The organism is Kitasatospora sp. cg17-2 (assembly GCF_054031055.1).
In genome coordinates this window covers 4,325,047-4,344,573 of record NZ_CM132923.1, presented here as the reverse complement: position 1 = coordinate 4,344,573, position 19,527 = coordinate 4,325,047, and the positions used below count along the sequence as shown (strand labels likewise).

At 71.9% G+C, this 19,527-nt stretch carries 14 protein-coding genes; all 14 read left to right on the top strand.

The genetic code is table 11. The features are described 5' to 3' along the window. The first annotated feature begins 164 nt into the window (after nucleotides 1-164). Nucleotides 165-599: a 50S ribosomal protein L11 gene (gene rplK, locus ACW14Y_RS18095; protein WP_093861689.1), complete on the top strand. Its 435-nt coding sequence runs from the start codon at nucleotides 165-167 to the stop codon at nucleotides 597-599. 76 nt (nucleotides 600-675) lie between these two features. Next, entirely contained in the window at nucleotides 676-1,398 is a 723-nt protein-coding gene (gene rplA / locus ACW14Y_RS18090) for a 50S ribosomal protein L1 (RefSeq protein ID WP_045939618.1), read from the top strand. Nucleotides 1,399-1,580: 182 nt separating this feature from the next. Continuing rightward, on the top strand, nucleotides 1,581-2,411 hold the full coding sequence (locus tag ACW14Y_RS18085; RefSeq protein ID WP_380303017.1) for a hypothetical protein: 831 nt from the start codon (nucleotides 1,581-1,583) through the stop codon (nucleotides 2,409-2,411). A 143-nt stretch (nucleotides 2,412-2,554) separates the two neighbouring features. Next, on the top strand, nucleotides 2,555-3,433 hold the full coding sequence (locus ACW14Y_RS18080) for a hypothetical protein (protein ID WP_380303015.1): 879 nt from the start codon (nucleotides 2,555-2,557) through the stop codon (nucleotides 3,431-3,433). 349 nt (nucleotides 3,434-3,782) lie between these two features. Beyond that, on the top strand, nucleotides 3,783-4,346 hold the full coding sequence (gene rplJ / locus ACW14Y_RS18075) for a 50S ribosomal protein L10 (RefSeq protein WP_030393254.1): 564 nt from the start codon (nucleotides 3,783-3,785) through the stop codon (nucleotides 4,344-4,346). A 90-nt stretch (nucleotides 4,347-4,436) separates the two neighbouring features. Then, nucleotides 4,437-4,820, top strand: a complete 384-nt coding sequence (rplL, locus tag ACW14Y_RS18070; protein ID WP_328956411.1) for a 50S ribosomal protein L7/L12 — start codon at nucleotides 4,437-4,439, stop codon at nucleotides 4,818-4,820. A gap of 824 nt (nucleotides 4,821-5,644) precedes the next feature. Then, a complete protein-coding gene (gene rpoB / locus ACW14Y_RS18065; protein ID WP_380304562.1) occupies nucleotides 5,645-9,121 on the top strand; it encodes a DNA-directed RNA polymerase subunit beta in 3,477 nt (1,158 codons plus the stop codon). Nucleotides 9,122-9,222: 101 nt separating this feature from the next. Continuing rightward, nucleotides 9,223-13,113, top strand: coding sequence for a DNA-directed RNA polymerase subunit beta' (locus tag ACW14Y_RS18060; protein WP_030393257.1), 3,891 nt, complete (start codon nucleotides 9,223-9,225; stop codon nucleotides 13,111-13,113). A 175-nt stretch (nucleotides 13,114-13,288) separates the two neighbouring features. Then, entirely contained in the window at nucleotides 13,289-13,969 is a 681-nt protein-coding gene (locus ACW14Y_RS18055) for a DUF4097 family beta strand repeat-containing protein (RefSeq protein ID WP_380388449.1), read from the top strand. A 91-nt stretch (nucleotides 13,970-14,060) separates the two neighbouring features. Next, the gene (locus ACW14Y_RS18050) at nucleotides 14,061-15,242 is read left to right on the top strand and encodes a sensor histidine kinase (RefSeq protein ID WP_456987620.1); all 1,182 of its coding nucleotides are present in this window, start codon (nucleotides 14,061-14,063) and stop codon (nucleotides 15,240-15,242) included. A 56-nt stretch (nucleotides 15,243-15,298) separates the two neighbouring features. Next, the gene (locus ACW14Y_RS18045; RefSeq protein ID WP_051741712.1) at nucleotides 15,299-15,919 is read left to right on the top strand and encodes a response regulator; all 621 of its coding nucleotides are present in this window, start codon (nucleotides 15,299-15,301) and stop codon (nucleotides 15,917-15,919) included. A gap of 219 nt (nucleotides 15,920-16,138) precedes the next feature. Further along, entirely contained in the window at nucleotides 16,139-16,771 is a 633-nt protein-coding gene (locus ACW14Y_RS18040) for a hypothetical protein (protein WP_456987618.1), read from the top strand. 116 nt (nucleotides 16,772-16,887) lie between these two features. Continuing rightward, complete coding sequence (locus ACW14Y_RS18035) at nucleotides 16,888-18,207, top strand: DUF2786 domain-containing protein (protein WP_380441612.1); 1,320 nt, start codon at nucleotides 16,888-16,890, stop codon at nucleotides 18,205-18,207. Nucleotides 18,208-18,369: 162 nt separating this feature from the next. Continuing rightward, nucleotides 18,370-19,476: an ADP-ribosylglycohydrolase family protein gene (locus ACW14Y_RS18030; RefSeq protein ID WP_380304552.1), complete on the top strand. Its 1,107-nt coding sequence runs from the start codon at nucleotides 18,370-18,372 to the stop codon at nucleotides 19,474-19,476. Nucleotides 19,477-19,527: the final 51 nt, after the last annotated feature.

The following is a 19,527-nucleotide window of genomic DNA, read 5'->3' as shown; positions in this document are numbered from 1 at the left end:
TCCCACAGTCTTCGGATTCGGGGCGGGCCCGCGGGCCCGCCCCGAATCCGTTTTGTTCCAGCGACGCCTAGGCGTTAGCCTGGTCCGATGTGTGTGCTGGCGACCGGGTGTCGCCCCGCGTCCGCACACACCAGCAATCACCTCTCGGAAGGACCCGGAGAGACATGCCTCCCAAGAAGAAGAAGGTCACGGGGCTTATCAAGCTCCAGATCAACGCCGGTGCGGCGAACCCGGCCCCGCCGGTCGGCCCCGCGCTGGGTCAGCACGGCGTCAACATCATGGAGTTCTGCAAGGCCTACAACGCTGCGACCGAGTCGCAGCGCGGCATGATCGTGCCGGTGGAGATCACGGTCTACGAGGACCGTTCCTTCACCTTCATCACGAAGACGCCGCCGGCCGCGCGCCTCATCCTGAAGGCCGCCGGTATCGAGAAGGGCTCGAGCGAGCCGCACAAGACCAAGGTCGCGAAGCTCACCGCCGCCCAGGTCCGTGAGATCGCCACGACCAAGATGCCCGACCTGAACGCCAACGACCTGGACGCCGCGTCCAAGATCATCGCCGGCACCGCCCGGTCGATGGGCATCACGGTCGAGGGCTGATCACCCTTCTCGTCCCCGTGGTAGGGCCCGCGCAGGCCCGTGACACCACAACTCCATTCACCATTCAGGAGCAGCTATGAAGCGCAGCAAGGCCCTGAAGGCCGCGGACGCCCAGGTCGACCGCGAGCGCCTTTACGCCCCCCTCGAGGCCATCCGCCTCGCCAAGGCGACCAGCACCAGCAAGTTCGACGGCACCGTCGAGGTCGCCATGCGTCTGGGCGTCGACCCGCGCAAGGCCGACCAGATGGTCCGCAGCACCGTGATCCTCCCGCACGGCACCGGTAAGACCGCTCGGGTCCTGGTCTTCGCGACCGGCGAGCGTGCCGAGGCCGCGCGTGCTGCGGGCGCCGACATCGTCGGTGCCGACGAGCTCATCGACGAGGTCGCGAAGGGCAAGCTGGACTTCGACGCCGTCGTCGCCACCCCGGACCTCATGGGCAAGGTCGGCCGCCTCGGCCGCGTGCTCGGTCCCCGTGGTCTGATGCCGAACCCGAAGACCGGCACCGTCACCCCGGATGTCGCCAAGGCTGTCAACGACATCAAGGGCGGCAAGATCGAGTTCCGCGTCGACAAGCACTCGAACCTGCACTTCATCATCGGGAAGGCCTCCTTCACCGACGAGCAGCTGGTCGAGAACTACGCCGCCGCGCTGGACGAGGTGCTCCGCGCCAAGCCGTCCGCCGCCAAGGGCCGCTACATCAAGAAGACCGCGTTCTCGACCACCATCGGCCCCGGCATCCTGGTGGACCCGAACCGCACCCGCAACCTCCTCGTCGAGGAGGACCCGGCCGCGGTCTGATCGCAGCCGACCTTCGTACGGCGGGCCCGTACCCCCTTCACCGGGGGTGCGGGCCCGCTGTCGTTCCCCGATCGATACCCCCTGCCGGGGGAACGGGCGGACGGTCCGTCGTACGCTCGGCCGGTCCGCCCGCGCGTTCCCGGCCGAGGGAGCCCGCCGCCGTCCGACCGCCGGAGTGTGCCGTGCCCGCTCTTCGCCCCGCCGCCAAGGGGGCGGCCCTGCTGCTGCTCGCCGCAGGCCTCACCGCGTGCAGTGTGCTGGCCGTCTCCGGCGACCGCACCCCGATCAGCGACCGGCCCACCGTCCGGCCGCCCCGGCAGGTGCTGCTGTCCGCCTCGCAACGGCTGGACGACGCCGGCGGGGCGCGGATCCAGGCGGTCGAGGAGGGCCCGGCGGGGCGGCGGAGCGCGAGCGGCACGGTGTCCTGGGGCGCCCACGACTCGGCCGAGCTGACCGTGACCGACGAGCTGGGGACCGGGCGGCTGCGGGGCCGGGACGGCGCCCTGGACCTCGGCTACGCCGGCGCGGCGCCCCGGACCGCGGACCGGGACCGGGCGGAGTCGCTGGACCCGCGGGCCGTCGCCGGCGGACAGGGCGGCTGGTCCGGCGGCTGGATCACCGGCCTGCTCGCCAACCCGGGCGGGTCGGCGCGGCTGATGGCGCTGGCCGGCAAGCTCACCCCGCTGGGCGGCGAGGAGCTGAACGGCGGGACGGTCGCGCACTACCGGGGCGCCGCGCCGGTGGCGGACTACTTCGGCGCCGAGGAGGGGCTGAGCCCGGCCCGGCTGAACGAGAAGCTCGACTACTACGAGCGGCGCGGGGTGGCCGCCGTCGAGTACGACTTCTGGGTGGCGCCGGGGGACCGGCTGCTGCGGGTGCGGTCCACGGTCCGGGGCGCGTCCGGCGCCGTGGTGACCACCACGGACATCGCCGAGGGCGCCGAGCCGGCCGAGGGCGCCGCCACCGACGCGCCCGCCGAGGCTCCCGCCGCGCCGTCGGCCCCCGCGGGCTGAACCGGCCGGACCGGGACGGCCGGTGCGGCCGAGTGGCGGGGGGTGCCACGGAGCCGCGCGGGACCGGGTGGCAAGGTGGGCGGGAGCGGACGGGCCGGCCTGGGTGGCCGTCCGCCGAGGACGGATCCGACGGGGAGGCCTGGATGGCGGTGCGGCAGCGGCTGGCGGCGGTGGTCGCCGCCGCGGTGCTGGCGGGCGGCCTGAGCGGGTGCGGCGGGGCGGACGGCCCGGCCCCGGGCGGCTCGCCGAGCGAGTCCGGCGCCCCGACGCCGACGCCCAGCAGCGCGTCCCCGACCTGGCCGGCCAAGCCGACCGACCGCTCGCCGCACGGCGTGCTGCTCTCGGCCCAGCTGGCCATGCAGACCGCGCGCCGGGCGAAGGTGAGCTACCGGCTGGGCTCGGACGCCGGCTCCGGCCCGCTGTTCTGGCAGCCGAAGACCGCGCTCCAGGTCAAACGTTCCACCCCGGCGGCGGCCGAGCAGCTGATCGTCGTGGACACCGTCGCCTACGAGGGCGGCGACGCGGCCACCGCGGCCCGGCTGGGCGGACGGCACTGGGAGCGGTTCGCCGGGGCGCCGGGGCCGGACGGGCACCGGGAGATCCCGTACGCCGGGCTGATCGATCTGCTCAACCCGGTGGTGGCGCTGGCCGCCGCGACCGCCGACGGGACCACCGCCCAGTACGTCGGCGAGGAGAAGTTCGAGGACTCCACGGTGGAGCACTACCGGGTGAGCACCGACGCGGCCCGCTACGCGGCGGCGCAGACCCAGCTGGGCCCGGCCCGCCGGGAGGGGCTGCGGACGGCGCTGGCGCCCGGCGGCTCCGCCTCGCTCACCCTGGACCTCTGGCTGAACGACAAGGACCAGCTGGTCCGGCTGCAGCGGACCGGGGCGGGCGACAGCGGCCGGCTGGACGACTCGGTGCTCTACACCGAGCCCGGCGGCCCGCTCTCGGCGCAGGCCCCGGCCGAGGCGGACACCGTGGACACCGGCACCCGCAGCATCCCGCCGACGGCCCGCTGAGCCGTCCCACCGCTGTCGCCAGGGGCGATTTGCCCCGGACGGCGGCGTCCGGCTACTGTGGCGGAAGCCAAAGACCGCTGGTTGTCGCGCTGCCCCCGTCAGGGAGTGCGTGACCGAAGGATCCGCGCCTCGTGCGCGGGCAGCCCGCGCAGGATTGTTTGGAGCTTCGATCTCCGGGTCGCGTGCCTCGCACGTGGGCCCGTCGAGTTCACCAAGAGCCCCGTGCGCCTGCGCACCGGGGCTCATCTGCTTTTCCGCAGAGGTTCTCCTCCGTCCAGCGGTTCGAGGCGCGAATGGTCGACTCTCGCGGTCGGCCTGATTTCGACATCACGGAAGGAGGCGTAAGCCTATGGCTAGGCCCGACAAGGCTGCTGCCGTCGCCGAGATCACGGAGCTTTTCCGTGGCTCGAACGCTGCGGTGCTGACCGAGTACCGCGGTCTGACGGTGAAGCAGGTCAAGACCCTGCGTCGCTCGCTGGGCGAGAACGCCCAGTACGCCGTGGTGAAGAACACGCTGACCAAGATCGCGGCCAACGAGGTCGGGATCACGGAGCTGGACGACCTGTTCGCCGGTCCGACGGCTGTCGCCTTCGTCACCGGTGACCCGGTGGAGTCGGCGAAGGCTCTGCGTGACTTCGCCAAGGAGAACCCTGCTCTCGTCATCAAGGGCGGTGTCCTTGACGGTAAGGCGCTGTCCGCCGACGAGATCAAGAAGCTCGCGGACCTCGAGTCCCGCGAGGTGCTGCTCGCCAAGCTGGCGGGTGCCATGAAGGGCAAGCAGTCGCAGGCTGCCGCGCTCTTCCAGGCCCTGCCCTCGAAGCTCGTCCGCACGGTCGAGGCCCTTCGGGAAAAGGTCGAGCAGGGCGGTGCCGGTACGCCGGCTCCCGCCGCCGAGGAGACCGCGGCCGAGTAATCGGCCGAGGCCCTGCCTCGCTGCGGGCCCGTACGCCCGCCAACCCGTACATCCGGCACCACCTGCCGATTTAGTGGAAGGACGCCAATCATGGCGAAGCTGACCCAGGACGAGCTGCTCGCGCAGTTCGAGGACCTGACCCTCATCGAGCTGGCCGCCTTCGTGAAGGCCTTCGAGGAGAAGTTCGACGTCACCGCTGCCGCTCCGGTCGCCGTTGCCGGCATCGCCGGCCCGGGCGCCGTGGCCGAGGCCGTCGAGGAGCAGGACGAGTTCGACGTCATCCTCGAGGGCGCTGGCGACAAGAAGATCCAGGTCATCAAGGAGGTGCGCACCCTGACCTCCCTCGGCCTGAAGGAGGCCAAGGACCTCGTTGACACCGCTGGTGCCAAGGTCCTGGAGAAGGTTGCCAAGGACGTTGCCGAGAAGGCCAAGGCCGCTCTCGAGGGCGCCGGCGCCAAGGTCACCGTCAAGTGACTCGCCGCCCCCTCTGAGGGGGCAGTGGGCCGGGCCGATCACCCTTGCGGGTGGTCGGCCCGGCTTTTTGCGTTTCCGGCGCCGTCCGGCTGCTGCCGGGCCGGCGCCGGGCCGCCGTTCCGGGCCGACGCGCCGGTGGCCGCCGGGCCCCGGACGGCCGGTGGGCGGCCGGTCGGTGGCCGCTCCCCGGCGCGTCCCGGGCCGGTCCCCGGCGGGTCGCCGGCGGGTCGCGGCGGCGCGGCCGATCGGGCACTCGGCACTGTCGGTGCGGACGGGTATGGTGATCGCTGTCATCGGCTACGGCCCCGACCACGGCTTCTGTAACGCCGGGGTGGCCCGGAGCGATGAAAGGGACGAGGCCCGCACCGGAGGCGGGCCCTTGACGAACCCGGCGGGCGCGCGCGATTCTCGAGGCGCGAGTCCGCCCCGGTTGGTCGACCGCCGGATGCATAACCGGCGGCTCCGGAGGGAAGTGACTCCACGTGAGTCGTGGGCCCGGACGAGTCCGGGCCGCTGCAGTACCCGGAGGGCGTTCGCGCCCGACGGCTACCGGGAGGAGTCTCCGATTCGGTCTCCGAATCAGAGCTGGACAGCAGTGTCGCCTTTGGCTACACTGTCCCTTTGCGCTGCCTGTTAGCTGCTCCGTGACTCGTCGCCCGGAGTTTGCGTTGCCCTGAAGGGGTCTGGCACCGCCTCCGCAAAGCGGCTCTGACCTGAGGTTTCGACCTCGGCGGAGGCCAGCGGCGAGGGAGGTGGGACCGAGCCACTGAAGGCCCGGCCGGTACGCGCGTAGTGAGCTCCGAGCCCTCGGAAGGACCCCCCTCTTGGCCGCGCCGCGCAACGCCTCGAACAATTCCGCCGCATCCACCGCCCCGCTCCGCGTCTCGTTCGCGAAGATCAAGGAGCCCCTCGAGGTCCCTAACCTCCTGGCCCTGCAGACCGAGAGCTTTGACTGGCTGCTCGGTAACGCGGCCTGGAAGACCCGGGTCGAGCGGGCGCTGGACAACGGTCAGGACGTCCCCACGAAGTCCGGTCTGGAGGAGATCTTCGAGGAGATCTCGCCGATCGAGGACTTCAGCGGGTCGATGTCGCTGACCTTCCGCGACCACCGTTTCGAGCCGCCGAAGAACTCCATTGACGAGTGCAAGGACCGCGACTTCACGTTCGCGGCCCCGCTCTTCGTCACGGCCGAGTTCACCAACAACGAGACCGGTGAGATCAAGTCTCAGACGGTCTTCATGGGCGATTTCCCGCTCATGACCCACAAGGGCACGTTCGTGATCAACGGCACCGAGCGTGTCGTCGTGTCGCAGCTCGTCCGCTCGCCGGGCGTGTACTTCGACTCCACCCTGGACAAGGTGTCCGACAAGGACATCTACTCCTGCAAGGTCATCCCCTCGCGCGGTGCCTGGCTGGAGATGGAGATCGACAAGCGCGACATGGTCGGCGTTCGCATCGACCGCAAGCGCAAGCAGTCGGTCACCGTGCTGCTCAAGGCCCTCGGCTGGACCAACGAGATGATTCTCGAGGAGTTCGGCGAGTACGAGTCGATGCGCGCCACCCTGGAGAAGGACCACACCCAGGGCCAGGACGACGCGCTGCTCGACATCTACCGCAAGCTGCGTCCCGGGGAGCCGCCGACCCGCGAGGCCGCGCAGACGCTGTTGGAGAACCTCTACTTCAACCCGAAGCGCTACGACCTCGCCAAGGTCGGCCGTTACAAGGTCAACCGCAAGCTCGGCAACGCCGAGTCGCTGGACTCCGGTGTGCTCACCGAGCCCGACATCATCGGTGCGATCAAGTACCTGGTGAAGCTGCACGCCGGCGAGGTGGAGTGGCAGGACGAGTCCGGCCGCGACATCGTCGTCGAGGTCGACGACATCGACCACTTCGGCAACCGCCGTCTGCGCAACGTGGGCGAGCTCATCCAGAACCAGGTCCGTACGGGTCTCGCCCGTATGGAGCGCGTCGTGCGCGAGCGCATGACCACCCAGGACGTCGAGGCGATCACGCCGCAGACCCTGATCAACATCCGGCCGGTCGTCGCCTCCATCAAGGAGTTCTTCGGCACCAGCCAGCTGTCGCAGTTCATGGACCAGACGAACCCGCTGTCGGGCCTGACCCACAAGCGCCGTCTGTCCGCCCTCGGCCCCGGTGGTCTGTCCCGTGAGCGGGCCGGCTTCGAGGTCCGAGACGTGCACCCCTCGCACTACGGCCGCATGTGTCCGATCGAGACCCCCGAAGGCCCGAACATCGGTCTGATCGGCTCGCTCGCCTCCTACGGCCGGGTCAACGCGTTCGGCTTCATCGAGACCCCGTACCGCAAGGTCATCGAGGGTGTCGTCACCGAGCAGGTCGACTACCTCACCGCCGACGAGGAGGACCGCTTCGTCATCGCGCAGGCCAACGCCCCGCTGACGGCGGAGCTGACCTTCGCGGAGCCGCGTGTCCTGGTCCGCCGCCGCGGCGGCGAGATCGACTACATCCCCGGCACCGAGATCGACTACATGGACGTCTCGCCGCGCCAGATGGTGTCGGTCGCGACCGCCATGATCCCGTTCCTCGAGCACGACGACGCCAACCGCGCGCTCATGGGCTCGAACATGATGCGCCAGGCGGTGCCGCTGCTGAAGAGCGAGGCTCCGCTGGTCGGTACCGGCATGGAGTACCGCTGCGCCGTCGACGCCGCGGACGTCATCACCGCCGAGAAGGCCGGTGTCGTCCAGGAGGTCTCGGCCGACTACGTCACCGTGGCGAACGACGACGGCACGTACACCACGTACCGCGCCGCCAAGTTCACCCGCTCCAACCAGGGCACCGCCTTCAACCAGAAGGTGCTCGTGGACGAGGGCGCCCGGGTCGAGTCCGGCCAGGTGCTCGCCGACGGTCCTTGCACCGACGAGGGCGAGATGGCCCTCGGCAAGAACCTGCTGGTGGCGTTCATGTCCTGGGAGGGTCACAACTACGAGGACGCGATCATCCTGTCGCAGCGCCTCGTGCAGGACGACGTCCTCTCCTCGATCCACATCGAGGAGCACGAGGTCGACGCCCGTGACACCAAGCTGGGCCCCGAGGAGATCACCCGGGACATCCCGAACGTCTCCGAGGAGGTCCTCGCCGACCTCGACGAGCGCGGCATCATCCGCATCGGCGCCGATGTCGTCACCGGCGACATCCTGGTCGGCAAGGTCACGCCCAAGGGCGAGACCGAGCTGACCCCGGAGGAGCGCCTGCTCCGCGCGATCTTCGGCGAGAAGGCCCGTGAGGTCCGCGACACCTCGCTGAAGGTGCCGCACGGTGAGTCCGGCAAGGTCATCGGCGTCCGCGTCTTCGACCGCGAAGAGGGCGACGAGCTGCCCCCGGGCGTCAACCAGCTGGTCCGCGTCTACGTGGCCCAGAAGCGCAAGATCACCAACGGTGACAAGCTCGCCGGCCGTCACGGCAACAAGGGCGTCATCTCGAAGATCCTGCCGGTCGAGGACATGCCGTTCCTGGAGGACGGCACCCCGGTCGACATCATCCTCAACCCGCTGGGTGTCCCGTCCCGAATGAACCCGGGACAGGTCCTGGAGATCCACCTCGGGTGGCTCGCCAAGCAGGGCTGGGACGTCTCCGGCCTCGCCGACGAGTGGGCCCAGCGCCTGCAGGCGATCGGCGCCGACCAGGTCGACGGTGGCACCAACCTCGCCACCCCGGTCTTCGACGGCGCCCGCGAGGACGAGATCACCGGCCTGCTGGACCACACCACCCTCACCCGTGACGGTGAGCGCCTGGTGAACTCCACCGGTAAGGCCCGGCTGTTCGACGGCCGCTCCGGCGAGCCGTTCCCGATGCCGGTCTCGGTCGGCTACATGTACATCCTCAAGCTGCACCACCTGGTCGACGACAAGCTGCACGCCCGTTCGACCGGTCCGTACTCGATGATCACCCAGCAGCCGCTCGGTGGTAAGGCGCAGTTCGGTGGTCAGCGATTCGGTGAGATGGAGGTGTGGGCCCTCGAGGCGTACGGCGCGGCCTACGCGCTGCAGGAGCTCCTCACCATCAAGTCCGACGACGTCCTCGGCCGTGTGAAGGTCTACGAGGCCATCGTCAAGGGCGAGAACATCCCCGAGCCCGGCATTCCCGAGTCCTTCAAGGTGCTCATCAAGGAAATGCAGTCGCTCTGCCTCAACGTGGAGGTGCTGTCCTCGGACGGCCAGTCCATCGAGATGCGGGACTCCGACGAGGACGTGTTCCGCGCCGCCGAGGAGCTCGGCATCGACCTGTCCCGGCGCGAGCCGAGCAGCGTCGAAGAGGTCTGACGGAGGCCGGGCCGGCTGCTCACCGAGCAGCCGGCCCGCCCCCAGGCCCCCCTCAGACCACATGAACGACTCTCGACTTACGAAAGAGGGCTTGACGACCAGTGCTTGACGTCAACTTCTTCGACGAGCTCCGCATCGGCCTGGCCACCGCCGACGACATCCGCCAGTGGTCGCACGGCGAGGTCAAGAAGCCGGAGACCATCAACTACCGCACCCTGAAGCCCGAAAAGGACGGACTCTTCTGCGAGAAGATCTTCGGTCCGACCCGGGACTGGGAGTGCTACTGCGGCAAGTACAAGCGCGTCCGCTTCAAGGGCATCATCTGTGAGCGCTGCGGCGTCGAGGTGACCCGCGCCAAGGTGCGTCGTGAGCGGATGGGCCACATCGAGCTGGCCGCCCCGGTCACCCACATCTGGTACTTCAAGGGTGTGCCGTCCCGCCTCGGCTACCTGCTGGACCTGGCGCCGAAGGACCTCGAGAAGGTCATCTACTTCGCCGCCTACATGATCACCTGGGTGGACGACGAGCGCCGTCAGCGCGACCTGCCGTCCCTGGAGGCGCACGTCTCGGTCGAGCGCCAGCAGATCGAGAACCGTCGCGACTCCGACCTGGAGACCCGCGCCAAGAAGGCCGAGACCGACCTCGCCGAGCTGGAGGCCGAGGGCGCCAAGGCCGACGTGCGCCGCAAGGTGCGCGAGGGCGCCGAGCGCGAGATGAAGCAGCTGCGCGACCGCGCGCAGCGCGAGCTCGACCGCCTCGACGAGGTGTGGGCCCGCTTCAAGAACCTCAAGGTCCAGGACCTCGAGGGCGACGAGCTGCTCTACCGCGAGCTGCGCGACCGCTTCGGCACCTACTTCTCCGGCTCGATGGGCGCGGCGGCCCTCAAGGACCGCCTCGAGACCTTCGACCTGGCGGAGGAGTCCGAGCGCCTGCGCGAGATCATCCGCACCGGCAAGGGCCAGAAGAAGACCCGTGCGCTCAAGCGCCTCAAGGTCGTCTCCGCGTTCCTGCAGACCACCAACAAGCCCAACGGCATGGTGCTGGACTGCGTCCCGGTCATCCCGCCGGACCTGCGTCCGATGGTGCAGCTGGACGGTGGCCGCTTCGCGACCTCCGACCTGAACGACCTGTACCGCCGTGTGATCAACCGCAACAACCGCCTGAAGCGGCTTCTCGACCTCGGCGCGCCCGAGATCATCGTGAACAACGAGAAGCGCATGCTCCAGGAGGCCGTCGACGCGCTGTTCGACAACGGCCGTCGCGGCCGTCCGGTCACCGGTCCGGGCAACCGCCCGCTGAAGTCCCTCAGCGACATGCTGAAGGGCAAGCAGGGTCGTTTCCGCCAGAACCTGCTCGGCAAGCGAGTCGACTACTCGGCCCGTTCGGTCATCGTCGTCGGCCCGCAGCTCAAGCTGCACCAGTGCGGTCTGCCGAAGGCCATGGCGCTGGAGCTCTTCAAGCCGTTCGTGATGAAGCGCCTGGTCGACCTGAACCACGCGCAGAACATCAAGTCGGCCAAGCGCATGGTCGAGCGCGCCCGTCCGGTCGTGTGGGACGTCCTCGAAGAGGTCATCGCCGAGCACCCGGTCCTGCTGAACCGTGCGCCCACCCTGCACCGCCTCGGCATCCAGGCCTTCGAGCCGCAGCTGGTCGAGGGCAAGGCCATCCAGATCCACCCGCTCGTCTGCACCGCGTTCAACGCGGACTTCGACGGTGACCAGATGGCCGTCCACCTGCCGCTCTCCGCGGAGGCGCAGGCCGAGGCCCGCATCCTGATGCTGTCCTCGAACAACATCCTGAAGCCGGCCGACGGTCGCCCCGTCACCATGCCGACCCAGGACATGGTGCTCGGTCTGTTCTTCCTGACCTCGGACCGCGACAACGTGAAGGGCGCCGGCCGCACCTTCTCGTCGACCGCCGAGGCGATCATGGCCTTCGACGCCCGCGAGCTGGGCGTCCAGGCTCCGATCGAGCTGCGCCTGCCGATCGGCACCGTGCCGCCGCGCGGCTGGACCCCGCCGCTGGACGAGGACGGTCAGTCGTCCTGGTTCGAGGGCGAGTCCTTCCGTCTGAAGACCACCCTGGGCCGCGCGCTCTTCAACGAGCTGCTGCCCGAGGACTACCCGTTCGTCGACTACGAGGTGGGCAAGAAGCAGCTCTCCGCGATCGTCAACGACCTGGCCGAGCGCTACCCCAAGGTCACCGTCGCGGCGACCCTGGACAACCTGAAGGCGGCCGGCTTCCACTGGTCGACCCGTTCGGGTGTCACCGTCTCGATCTCCGACGTCGTGGTCCCGCCGAACAAGGGCCAGATCCTCGAGGGCTACGAGGCCCAGGCGGAGAAGATCCAGAAGCAGTACGAGCGCGGTCTGATCACCAACGACGAGCGCAAGCAGGAGCTCATCGGCATCTGGACCCGGGCGACCAACGAGGTCGCCGAGGCCATGAACGAGAACTTCCCGAAGACGAACCCCATCTTCATGATGGTCGACTCGGGTGCTCGTGGAAACATGATGCAGATGCGTCAGATCGCCGGTATGCGTGGTCTGGTGTCCAACGCGAAGAACGAGACCATCGCGCGACCCATCAAGGCGTCGTTCCGTGAGGGCCTCTCCGTGCTGGAGTACTTCATCTCCACCCACGGTGCCCGTAAGGGTCTCGCGGACACCGCCCTCCGTACCGCCGACTCCGGCTACCTCACCCGTCGTCTGGTCGACGTCTCCCAGGACGTCATCATTCGCGAGGAGGACTGCGGCACCGAGCGCGGCCTCAAGCTGGCGATCGGCACGGTCGAGAACGGCGTCCTGCGCAAGACGGACGACGTCGAGACCAGCGTCTACGCCCGCATGCTCGCCGAGGACATCACGGTGGACGGCAAGCTCCTCGCCACCGCCAACACCGACCTCGGTGACGTGCTGATCGACGAGCTGATCCGCCACGGCATCAGCGAGGTCAAGACCCGCTCGATCCTGACCTGTGAGTCGGCCGTCGGCACCTGTGCCTTCTGCTACGGCCGCTCGCTGGCCACCGGCAAGCTGGTCGACATCGGTGAGGCGGTCGGCATCATCGCCGCCCAGTCCATCGGTGAGCCCGGTACCCAGCTGACCATGCGTACCTTCCACACCGGTGGTGTGGCCGGTGACGACATCACGCAGGGTCTGCCCCGTGTCGTCGAGCTCTTCGAGGCCCGTACCCCCAAGGGTGTGGCCCCGATCTCGGAGGCCCAGGGCCGGGTCCGCATCGAGGACACCGAGAAGACCCGCAAGCTGGTCGTCACGCCGGACGACGGCACCGACGAGATCGCCTACCCGGTCTCGAAGCGTGTGAAGCTGCTCGTCAGCGAGGGCGAGGCGGTCGAGGTCGGCCAGAAGCTGACCATGGGTGCCACCAACCCGCACGACGTGCTGCGGATCATGGGCCAGCGTGCCGTCCAGATCCACCTGGTCGCCGAGGTCCAGAAGGTCTACAACTCGCAGGGTGTGTCGATCCACGACAAGCACATCGAGATCATCATCCGGCAGATGCTCCGCCGCGTGACGATCATCGAGTCGGGCGACGCCGAGCTGCTCCCGGGCGAGCTCGTCGAGCGCGGCCGCTTCGAGACCGAGAACCGTCGCGTGGTCTCCGAGGGCGGTCACCCCGCCTCCGGCCGTCCGCAGCTGATGGGTATCACCAAGGCCTCGCTGGCCACCGAGTCCTGGCTGTCGGCCGCCTCCTTCCAGGAGACGACCCGGGTCCTCACCGACGCGGCGATCCACGCCAAGTCGGACCCGCTGCTGGGCCTCAAGGAGAACGTCATCCTCGGTAAGCTCATCCCGGCCGGTACGGGTCTGCCCCGCTACCGCAACATCCGGGTCGAGCCGACCGAGGAGGCCAAGGCCGCGATGTACTCGGCCGTCGGCTACGACGACTACGACCTGTCGCCCTTCGGCGCCGGCTCCGGCCAGGCGGTCCCGCTGGACGACTACGACTACGGCCCGTACACCGGCTGAGTCGAAGGTTCCTGATCGCAGGGCGGTCACCCCGAACGGGGTGGCCGCCCTGCGGCGTTCCCGGGCTCCGTCGCACGGGGGAGGGCCGGAGACCGGTCCCGCGGGGGAGGCGTCGCGGGGGCCGGGCGCGGCAGGCTCTGACCCGTCGGAACGAGGACGGGTGGAGGACGTGGGCATGGACGTGCGACGGGTGCTGGGGGCGGCGGCGATCACCGGGGCGGTGGCGCTGGGCTCGGTCGGCTGCTTCTGGGACCGGGAGGAGGGCCGCGAGCGGCTGACGGTCTCCTACGGGGTGGCCGGGCCGGTGGACGAGCTGGTGGTGGACGGCCGGACCGGCGGCATCGAGGTCCGGGCCGGGGACACCCTGCGGGTGGTCGAGAAGCAGGACTTCCGCGGCGAGCCGCCGCGGACCAGGCACTCGCTGGTGGACGGCACGCTCCGGCTGGCGTACGACTGCTCGCACTGCGGGGTCGGCTACGAGGTGACCGTCCCGGCCGGCACGGCGGTGCGGCTGAACAGCGGGACCGGCGGGATCCGGCTGCGCGGCCTGGCCGGGGAGGTGCAGGCCACGGCCGGTGTCGGCGGGGTGGAGGCGAGCGGTCTGACCTCGGCGAAGGTCCGGGTGGTCGCGGACACCGGCGGGGTCGAGCTCTCCTTCGCCGCGAGCCCGACCTCGGTGGAGGTCCGGGCCGGGATCGGCGGGGTCCGGGTCGCGGTGCCCGGGGGCGAGCCGTACGCGGTGGACGCCGGGGCCGGGGTCGGCGGGGTCGAGGTGACGGTGCCCCGGCAGGACGGCGCGGCGCGCAGGATCACGGCGCGGGCCGGGACCGGGGGCGTGGCGGTCGTCGGTGGGTGAACCGGGGGCCGGGCCGGGACTGCCCACCGAGCTGCCGGTCGGGCATGATCTTCTGGGCGGGGAGGGGGTCCCCGAGTACGGGGGAGACGCGGTGACGGGACGAGCGGCGCGGTGGCGCGCCCGGCTGACCGGGGTCGACCCGTACGTGGTCGACGGCCTGTTGGCGGTGGGCTCGGCGGCGGTCTCGCTCTGGTCGGTGTACCACGACGACACCGCCTGGGACCGGTGGGTCTACCTGCTGGCGCTCGGCACGGCCCTTCCGCTGCCCTGGCGACGCCGGGCGCCGGTCACCGTACTGGTGATCAGCGGCGGGCTGTCGGCGGCGCTCTCGGTGCTCGCCCACTCGGCGATGCCGCAGCTGCCGCTGTACGCGGTGGTCGCCCTCTACACGGTGGCCGACCGGGCCGGGGAGCGGCAGCGCTGGACGGTGCTGGCGGTGACGGTGGTCGCCAACGTGGTGGGCACGCACTCGCCGAACGGCGCGCTGTTCTCGCTGCTCACCTCGGTCGGCGCGTTCGTCTTCGGCTGCCTGGTGCGGGAGCTGCGGCGGCTGGCGGCGGTGGAGGCGGAGCGGGCCCGGGAGGCCGGCCGGCGGGCGGCCAGTGACGCCGCCCGCGCGGTGGCCGAGGAACGCGCCCGGATCGCGCGGGAGATGCACGACATCCTGGCGCACGCCGTCTCGCTGATGGTGATCCAGGCGGAGGCGGGGCCGCTGGTGGTCCGCGGCGACCCGGAGCGGGCGATCAAGGTCTTCGACACCATCGCCGACTCCGGGCGGGACGCCATGGTCCAGCTGCGGCGGGTCCTGGGGGTGCTGAAGGAGGACGGCGCGGTGCCGGAGCTGGCCCCGCAGCCCCGGCTGGCCGAACTGCCCGCGCTGGCCGAGCGGGTGCGCCGCACCGGGCTGCGGGTCGAGCTGGAGGTCGACGATCCGGCCGGGCCGCTGCCCGCCGACATCGAGGCGGCCGGCTACCGGATCGTGCAGGAGGCGCTGACCAACACGGTCAAGCACGCGGAGGCCGGCCGGGTCGTGGTCCGGGTGCTCCGGGAGGGGACGGAACTGGTGGTGCTGGTGTCGGACGACGGGGGCGGGGTGCGGCCGCGGCCGGACCGCGCGGCGGGCGGCCTCTCCGGCGGCCGGGGGCTGGTCGGCATCCGGGAGCGGGCGGCGGCCTGCGGCGGCCGGGCGGAGGCCGGTCCCGGGCCGGAGGGCCGGGGGTTCCTGGTGAGTGCCCGGCTGCCGCTGGGCGCCGAGGAGAGGGTGGGGGCGTGAAGCCGATCAGGGTGGTCGTCGCGGACGACCAGGAGCTGGTGCGGGCCGGGTTCGGGATGATCCTGGACGCGCAGCCGGACATCGAGGTGGTCGCCGAGGCGGCGGACGGGGCCGAGGCGGTCGAGGCGGTCCGCGTGCACGGCCCGGACGTGCTGCTGCTGGACGTCCGGATGCCGGTCATGGACGGCCTGGAGGCGGCCCGGCGGGTGTGCGCCGAGTACCCGGGCACCAAGGTGATCATGCTGACCACCTTCGACATCGACGACTACGTCTTCGACGCGCTGTACGCGGGGGCCAGCGGCTTCCTGCTCAAGGACGTCCGCCGCGACGACCTGGCGCACGGCGTCCGGATGGTGGCCTCCGGGGACGCGCTGCTGGCGCCCTCGGTGACCCGCCGGCTGATCGGCGAGTTCGCGGCCCGCCGCCCCGGCTCCGGCGAGCGCCCGGCGCGGCCGCCGTCCCGGCTGCTGGAGCAGCTGACCGCGCGCGAGCGGGAGACGCTGGTGCTGCTGGCCCGGGGGCTGTCCAACGCCGAGATCGCCGCCGAGCTGGTGGTGAGCGAGCACACGGTGAAGACCCATGTCAGCAATGTGCTGGCCAAGCTGGGGCTGCGGGACCGGGTGCACGCGGTGGTGTTCGCCTACGAGGCGGGCGCGGTGGTGGCGGGCGAGGGCTGAGCGCGGGGGCGCCGTCCTCGACGGGCTCCTCGACGCCTTCCCCGACGCCTTCCGTGCGCGGGACCCGGTGCGGGGGTGTCCTCCCCCGCGCGGGGGAGCCCCCGGGTTCGCCGGTGCGGGCGATCCGCGACGAGGGCCCCGGCCGACAGGATCCGTGGTGCCGGCCGTCGCCGGAGCCGCCGGCCGGGCCGGTGGACCCCACCTCGTCAGGAGCGCCCCGTGAACACCGTGCCGCCCGCCCGTCTCACCACCTTCGCCGTCTTCGCCGCCCCCGTGCTGGCGGGGCTGTACGGCGGCATCCGGCTGCTGGACGGATCGCGCGCCCCCGGCCCCGGCTGGATGGTCGGCCACAGCCTGCTGCTGCTGGCCCTGCTGCTGTTCGCCCCGTTGCTGGTGGCGCTGGAGCGGGCCGCCGGCCCGCGTCGGACGCCCGCGGCCAGGGTGGCCGGTCGGGTGACGCTGGGTGCGGCGTTCACCGGGCTCGTCGCCTCGCTGGGGCAGATCGGGATCGACCTGTACGTCGGCGCGGTGGCGGTGGACAAGGCGGACCAGCACCGACTGTTCGAGGCGGTCCAGAGCCGGCCGGGCGTCGAACCGGTCTTCTACTCGGTGCTCCCGCTGCTGTTCCACCTGGGGCTGCTGGCGCTGCTGGTGGGCGCCTCGGTCGGGGCCGGGCGGGTGCTGCGGTGGTGGAGTCCGGCGCTGGTGGCCGTCGGGACCGTGCTGACGGCGGCGGACCTGGCGTTCCTGCCGCTGGTCGCGGTCTGCCAGCTGGTGGCGCTGGCGCCGCTGGCCGGGTTCGGCCCGGGGGCCCGCCGGCCGGTCGCGGCCCGAGCGGCGCGAGCGGCCTGATCGGCCCGAGCTGTCCGAGCGGCGGAGCCCCGGGACACCGGGGACCCGACGTCCGGAGGGGCGGTCCGGCATCATGGGCGGGAGATGCACGGGACCGTTCGTGGGACGAGGTAGGCGTGGGCAGGCGTGGACAGGGTGGCAACGGCGGGGGCGGGGACGTCGGGGTGCTGCTGGACACGGCGGTGCGCGAGGTGGTGACGGCTCCCGAGGAGGGGCTGGACCTCGCGCTGGACACCGGCGCCTCCCTGCTGGCGGCCTCCGCCGGGTTGTGGCCGGCGGTGAGCCGGGCGGCGCTGGGCCACGCCGACACGGCGGTCGGCCGGTGCTGGTCGGCCGGCTGGCGCCCGGCGGACCTGGCGCGGGTGGTGCGGCGCGACCTGAAGCCGGTGCACCTGGCGCTCGCCGTGGACCTCATCGCCGCCGAGGGGCGCCGCCACCCGGCCGCCGCGCTCGACCGCCGCTGGCAGGAGCAGCTGCGGGAGCTGGAGGCCGAGGTCTGGTGGCCCTCCGACGAGGCGTACCTGTCCGGCTTCGCCCAGCGGCACCGGCTGGACCGGTTCGCGCTGGCCACCGTGCTGCTGGAGCTGCTGCGCAGCTGGGGCCGGCTGCCGCCGATCGCCCCGGTCGGCCCCGCCCCCGGGCACTCGGCGCACGCGTCGCGCTCGTCGCGTCCGGAGCAGCGGCAGCGCGGCCCGGTGGCGGGCGAGCCCCGGATGCTGTCGCGGATCCGCGCCCTGCTGGCGAAGGCCGAGTCCACCGACTTCCCCGAGGAGGCCGAGGCGCTGACCGCCAAGGCCCAGCAGCTGATGGCCCAGCACAGCATCGACGAGGCGCTGCTCGCCGTCGAGGGGGCCGACCCGCACGCCCCGGGCGCGCTGCGGATCGGGGTGGACAACCCGTACGAGGGACCCAAGACGATGCTGCTGGACGCCGTGGCCGCGGCCAACCGCTGCCGGGTGGTGTGGGCGAAGGAGTTCGGCTTCTGCACCGTGATCGGCTTCGACGCCGACCTCGACGGCGTCGAACTGCTGTACACCTCGCTGCTGGTGCAGGCCACCCACGCGATGCAGCAGGCCGGGGCCCGGCAGCACCTGGACGGGGCCTCCCGGACCAAGGCGTTCCGGCAGTCCTTCCTGGTCGCGTACGCGGCGCGGATCCGGGAGCGGCTGACCGAGGCGACCGAACGGACGACCAGTGAGGCGGCGGCCGGCCGGCACCTGCGCGAGGACGGCACGGCGGAGCAGCTGGTCCCGGACGAGCGGCTGCTGCCCGCCCTGAAGGCGCGCACCGAGGCGGTGGACCACGAGGTCGGCCGGATGTTCCCCAAGCTGGTGTCGCAGCGGGTGCGGGTGAGCGACGGCGAGGGCTGGGCGGCGGGCCGGGCGGCGGCGGACCGGGCGTCCCTGCGTGGCCGTTCGGGGGAGATCCGGGGCTGACCCGGGGCCGAGCCGGGGCCGACCCGGGGCCGACCCGGGGCGGCCCCCGGGGCCGACCCGGGGGCCGCCCGTCCGGCGGGGAGCCTCGGCCGGGACCGGAGCGCCTGGTACAACAGGGCACGGGGACCGACGAGGGGTGGGCAGTTGAACACGACGGGCAGTGTGAGTACGACGACGGACCCGGGCTACCGGGACCGGGTGCGCGGCGCCCTGCTCGGCGGGGCGGTCGGCGACGCGCTGGGCTGGCCGGTGGAGTTCCAGCGGCTGGACCAGATCCGCGAGCGCTTCGGGCCGGACGGGGTGACCGGACTGCCGGGCGGCGGGCTGGTCGCCGAGGTCACCGACGACACCCAGATGACGCTCTTCACCGCCGAGGGCCTGATCCGCGGCTTCGTCCGGGGCTGGTCCGGCGGCGGCGGTTCGGTGCCGGAGGCGGTGCACGGCGCGTACCGGCGCTGGCTGCTCACCCAGCAGCAGGGCGCGCCCGACCGCGAGCCGCTGCCCCACCCGTACGACGGCTGGCTGCTGCGCGAGCCGTTCCTGTACGCGCGGCGGGCGCCCGGCAACGCCTGTCTGACCGGGGTGCAGTACCACCCGGTGTTCGAGGCGCCGGTGGCGCTGGGGCAGCCGGGCCCGATCAACGCGCACTCCAAGGGCTGCGGCACGGTGATGCGCTCGGCCCCGTTCGGCCTCGGCCGGCTGGGGGCGGAGCAGGCGTTCGGACTGGCCGCGCAGTGCGCGCAGCTGACCCACGGGCACCCGACCGGCTACCTCGCGGCGGGCGCCTTCGCGGCGCTGGTGGAGCGGCTGGCGGCCGGGACGGAGCCCTGGGCGGCGGTCGGCGAGACGGTGGAGCAGACCAGGGAGTGGCCGGCCTCCAAGGAGACGGTGCAGGCGCTGGCCCGGGCGGTGCGGGTGGCCCAGGAGTCCGGGCCGTCGGCGGAGGCGGTGGAGCGGGTCGGCCTCGGCTGGATCGCCGAGGAGTGCCTGGCGATCGCGGTGTACTGCCTGCTGGCGGGGGCGGAGGGCGCCGAGCCGGCCCGGACGGCGCTGCTGCTGTCGGTGAACCATTCCGGGGACAGCGACTCGACCGGTGCGGTCTGCGGCAACCTGGTCGGCGCCACGTACGGCGCCTCGGGGCTTCCGGCCGACTGGATCGAGGCGGTGGAGGGCCGGGAGACGCTGCTGCGGACGGCGGACGACCTGCTGGTGCTGTTCGGCAGCCGGGAGCCGGGCCATCCGGCGCTGGGGGACCGTTACCCGGTCTGACCGCCGGGCCGTCGGCCGTGCCGCGGGGCCGGTGACCCCCGGCTGTTTCGC

What these genes read in the sequence shown, in the direction of transcription:
- rplK (WP_093861689.1), top strand. Translation starts at nt 165, where the DNA reads ATGCCTCCCAAGAAGAAGAAGGTCACGGGGCTTATCAAGCTCCAGATC.
- rplA (WP_045939618.1), top strand. Translation starts at nt 676, where the DNA reads ATGAAGCGCAGCAAGGCCCTGAAGGCCGCGGACGCCCAGGTCGACCGC.
- ACW14Y_RS18080 (WP_380303015.1), top strand. Translation starts at nt 2,555, where the DNA reads ATGGCGGTGCGGCAGCGGCTGGCGGCGGTGGTCGCCGCCGCGGTGCTG.
- rplJ (WP_030393254.1), top strand. Translation starts at nt 3,783, where the DNA reads ATGGCTAGGCCCGACAAGGCTGCTGCCGTCGCCGAGATCACGGAGCTT.
- rplL (WP_328956411.1), top strand. Translation starts at nt 4,437, where the DNA reads ATGGCGAAGCTGACCCAGGACGAGCTGCTCGCGCAGTTCGAGGACCTG.
- ACW14Y_RS18055 (WP_380388449.1), top strand. Translation starts at nt 13,289, where the DNA reads ATGGACGTGCGACGGGTGCTGGGGGCGGCGGCGATCACCGGGGCGGTG.
- ACW14Y_RS18045 (WP_051741712.1), top strand. Translation starts at nt 15,299, where the DNA reads ATGATCCTGGACGCGCAGCCGGACATCGAGGTGGTCGCCGAGGCGGCG.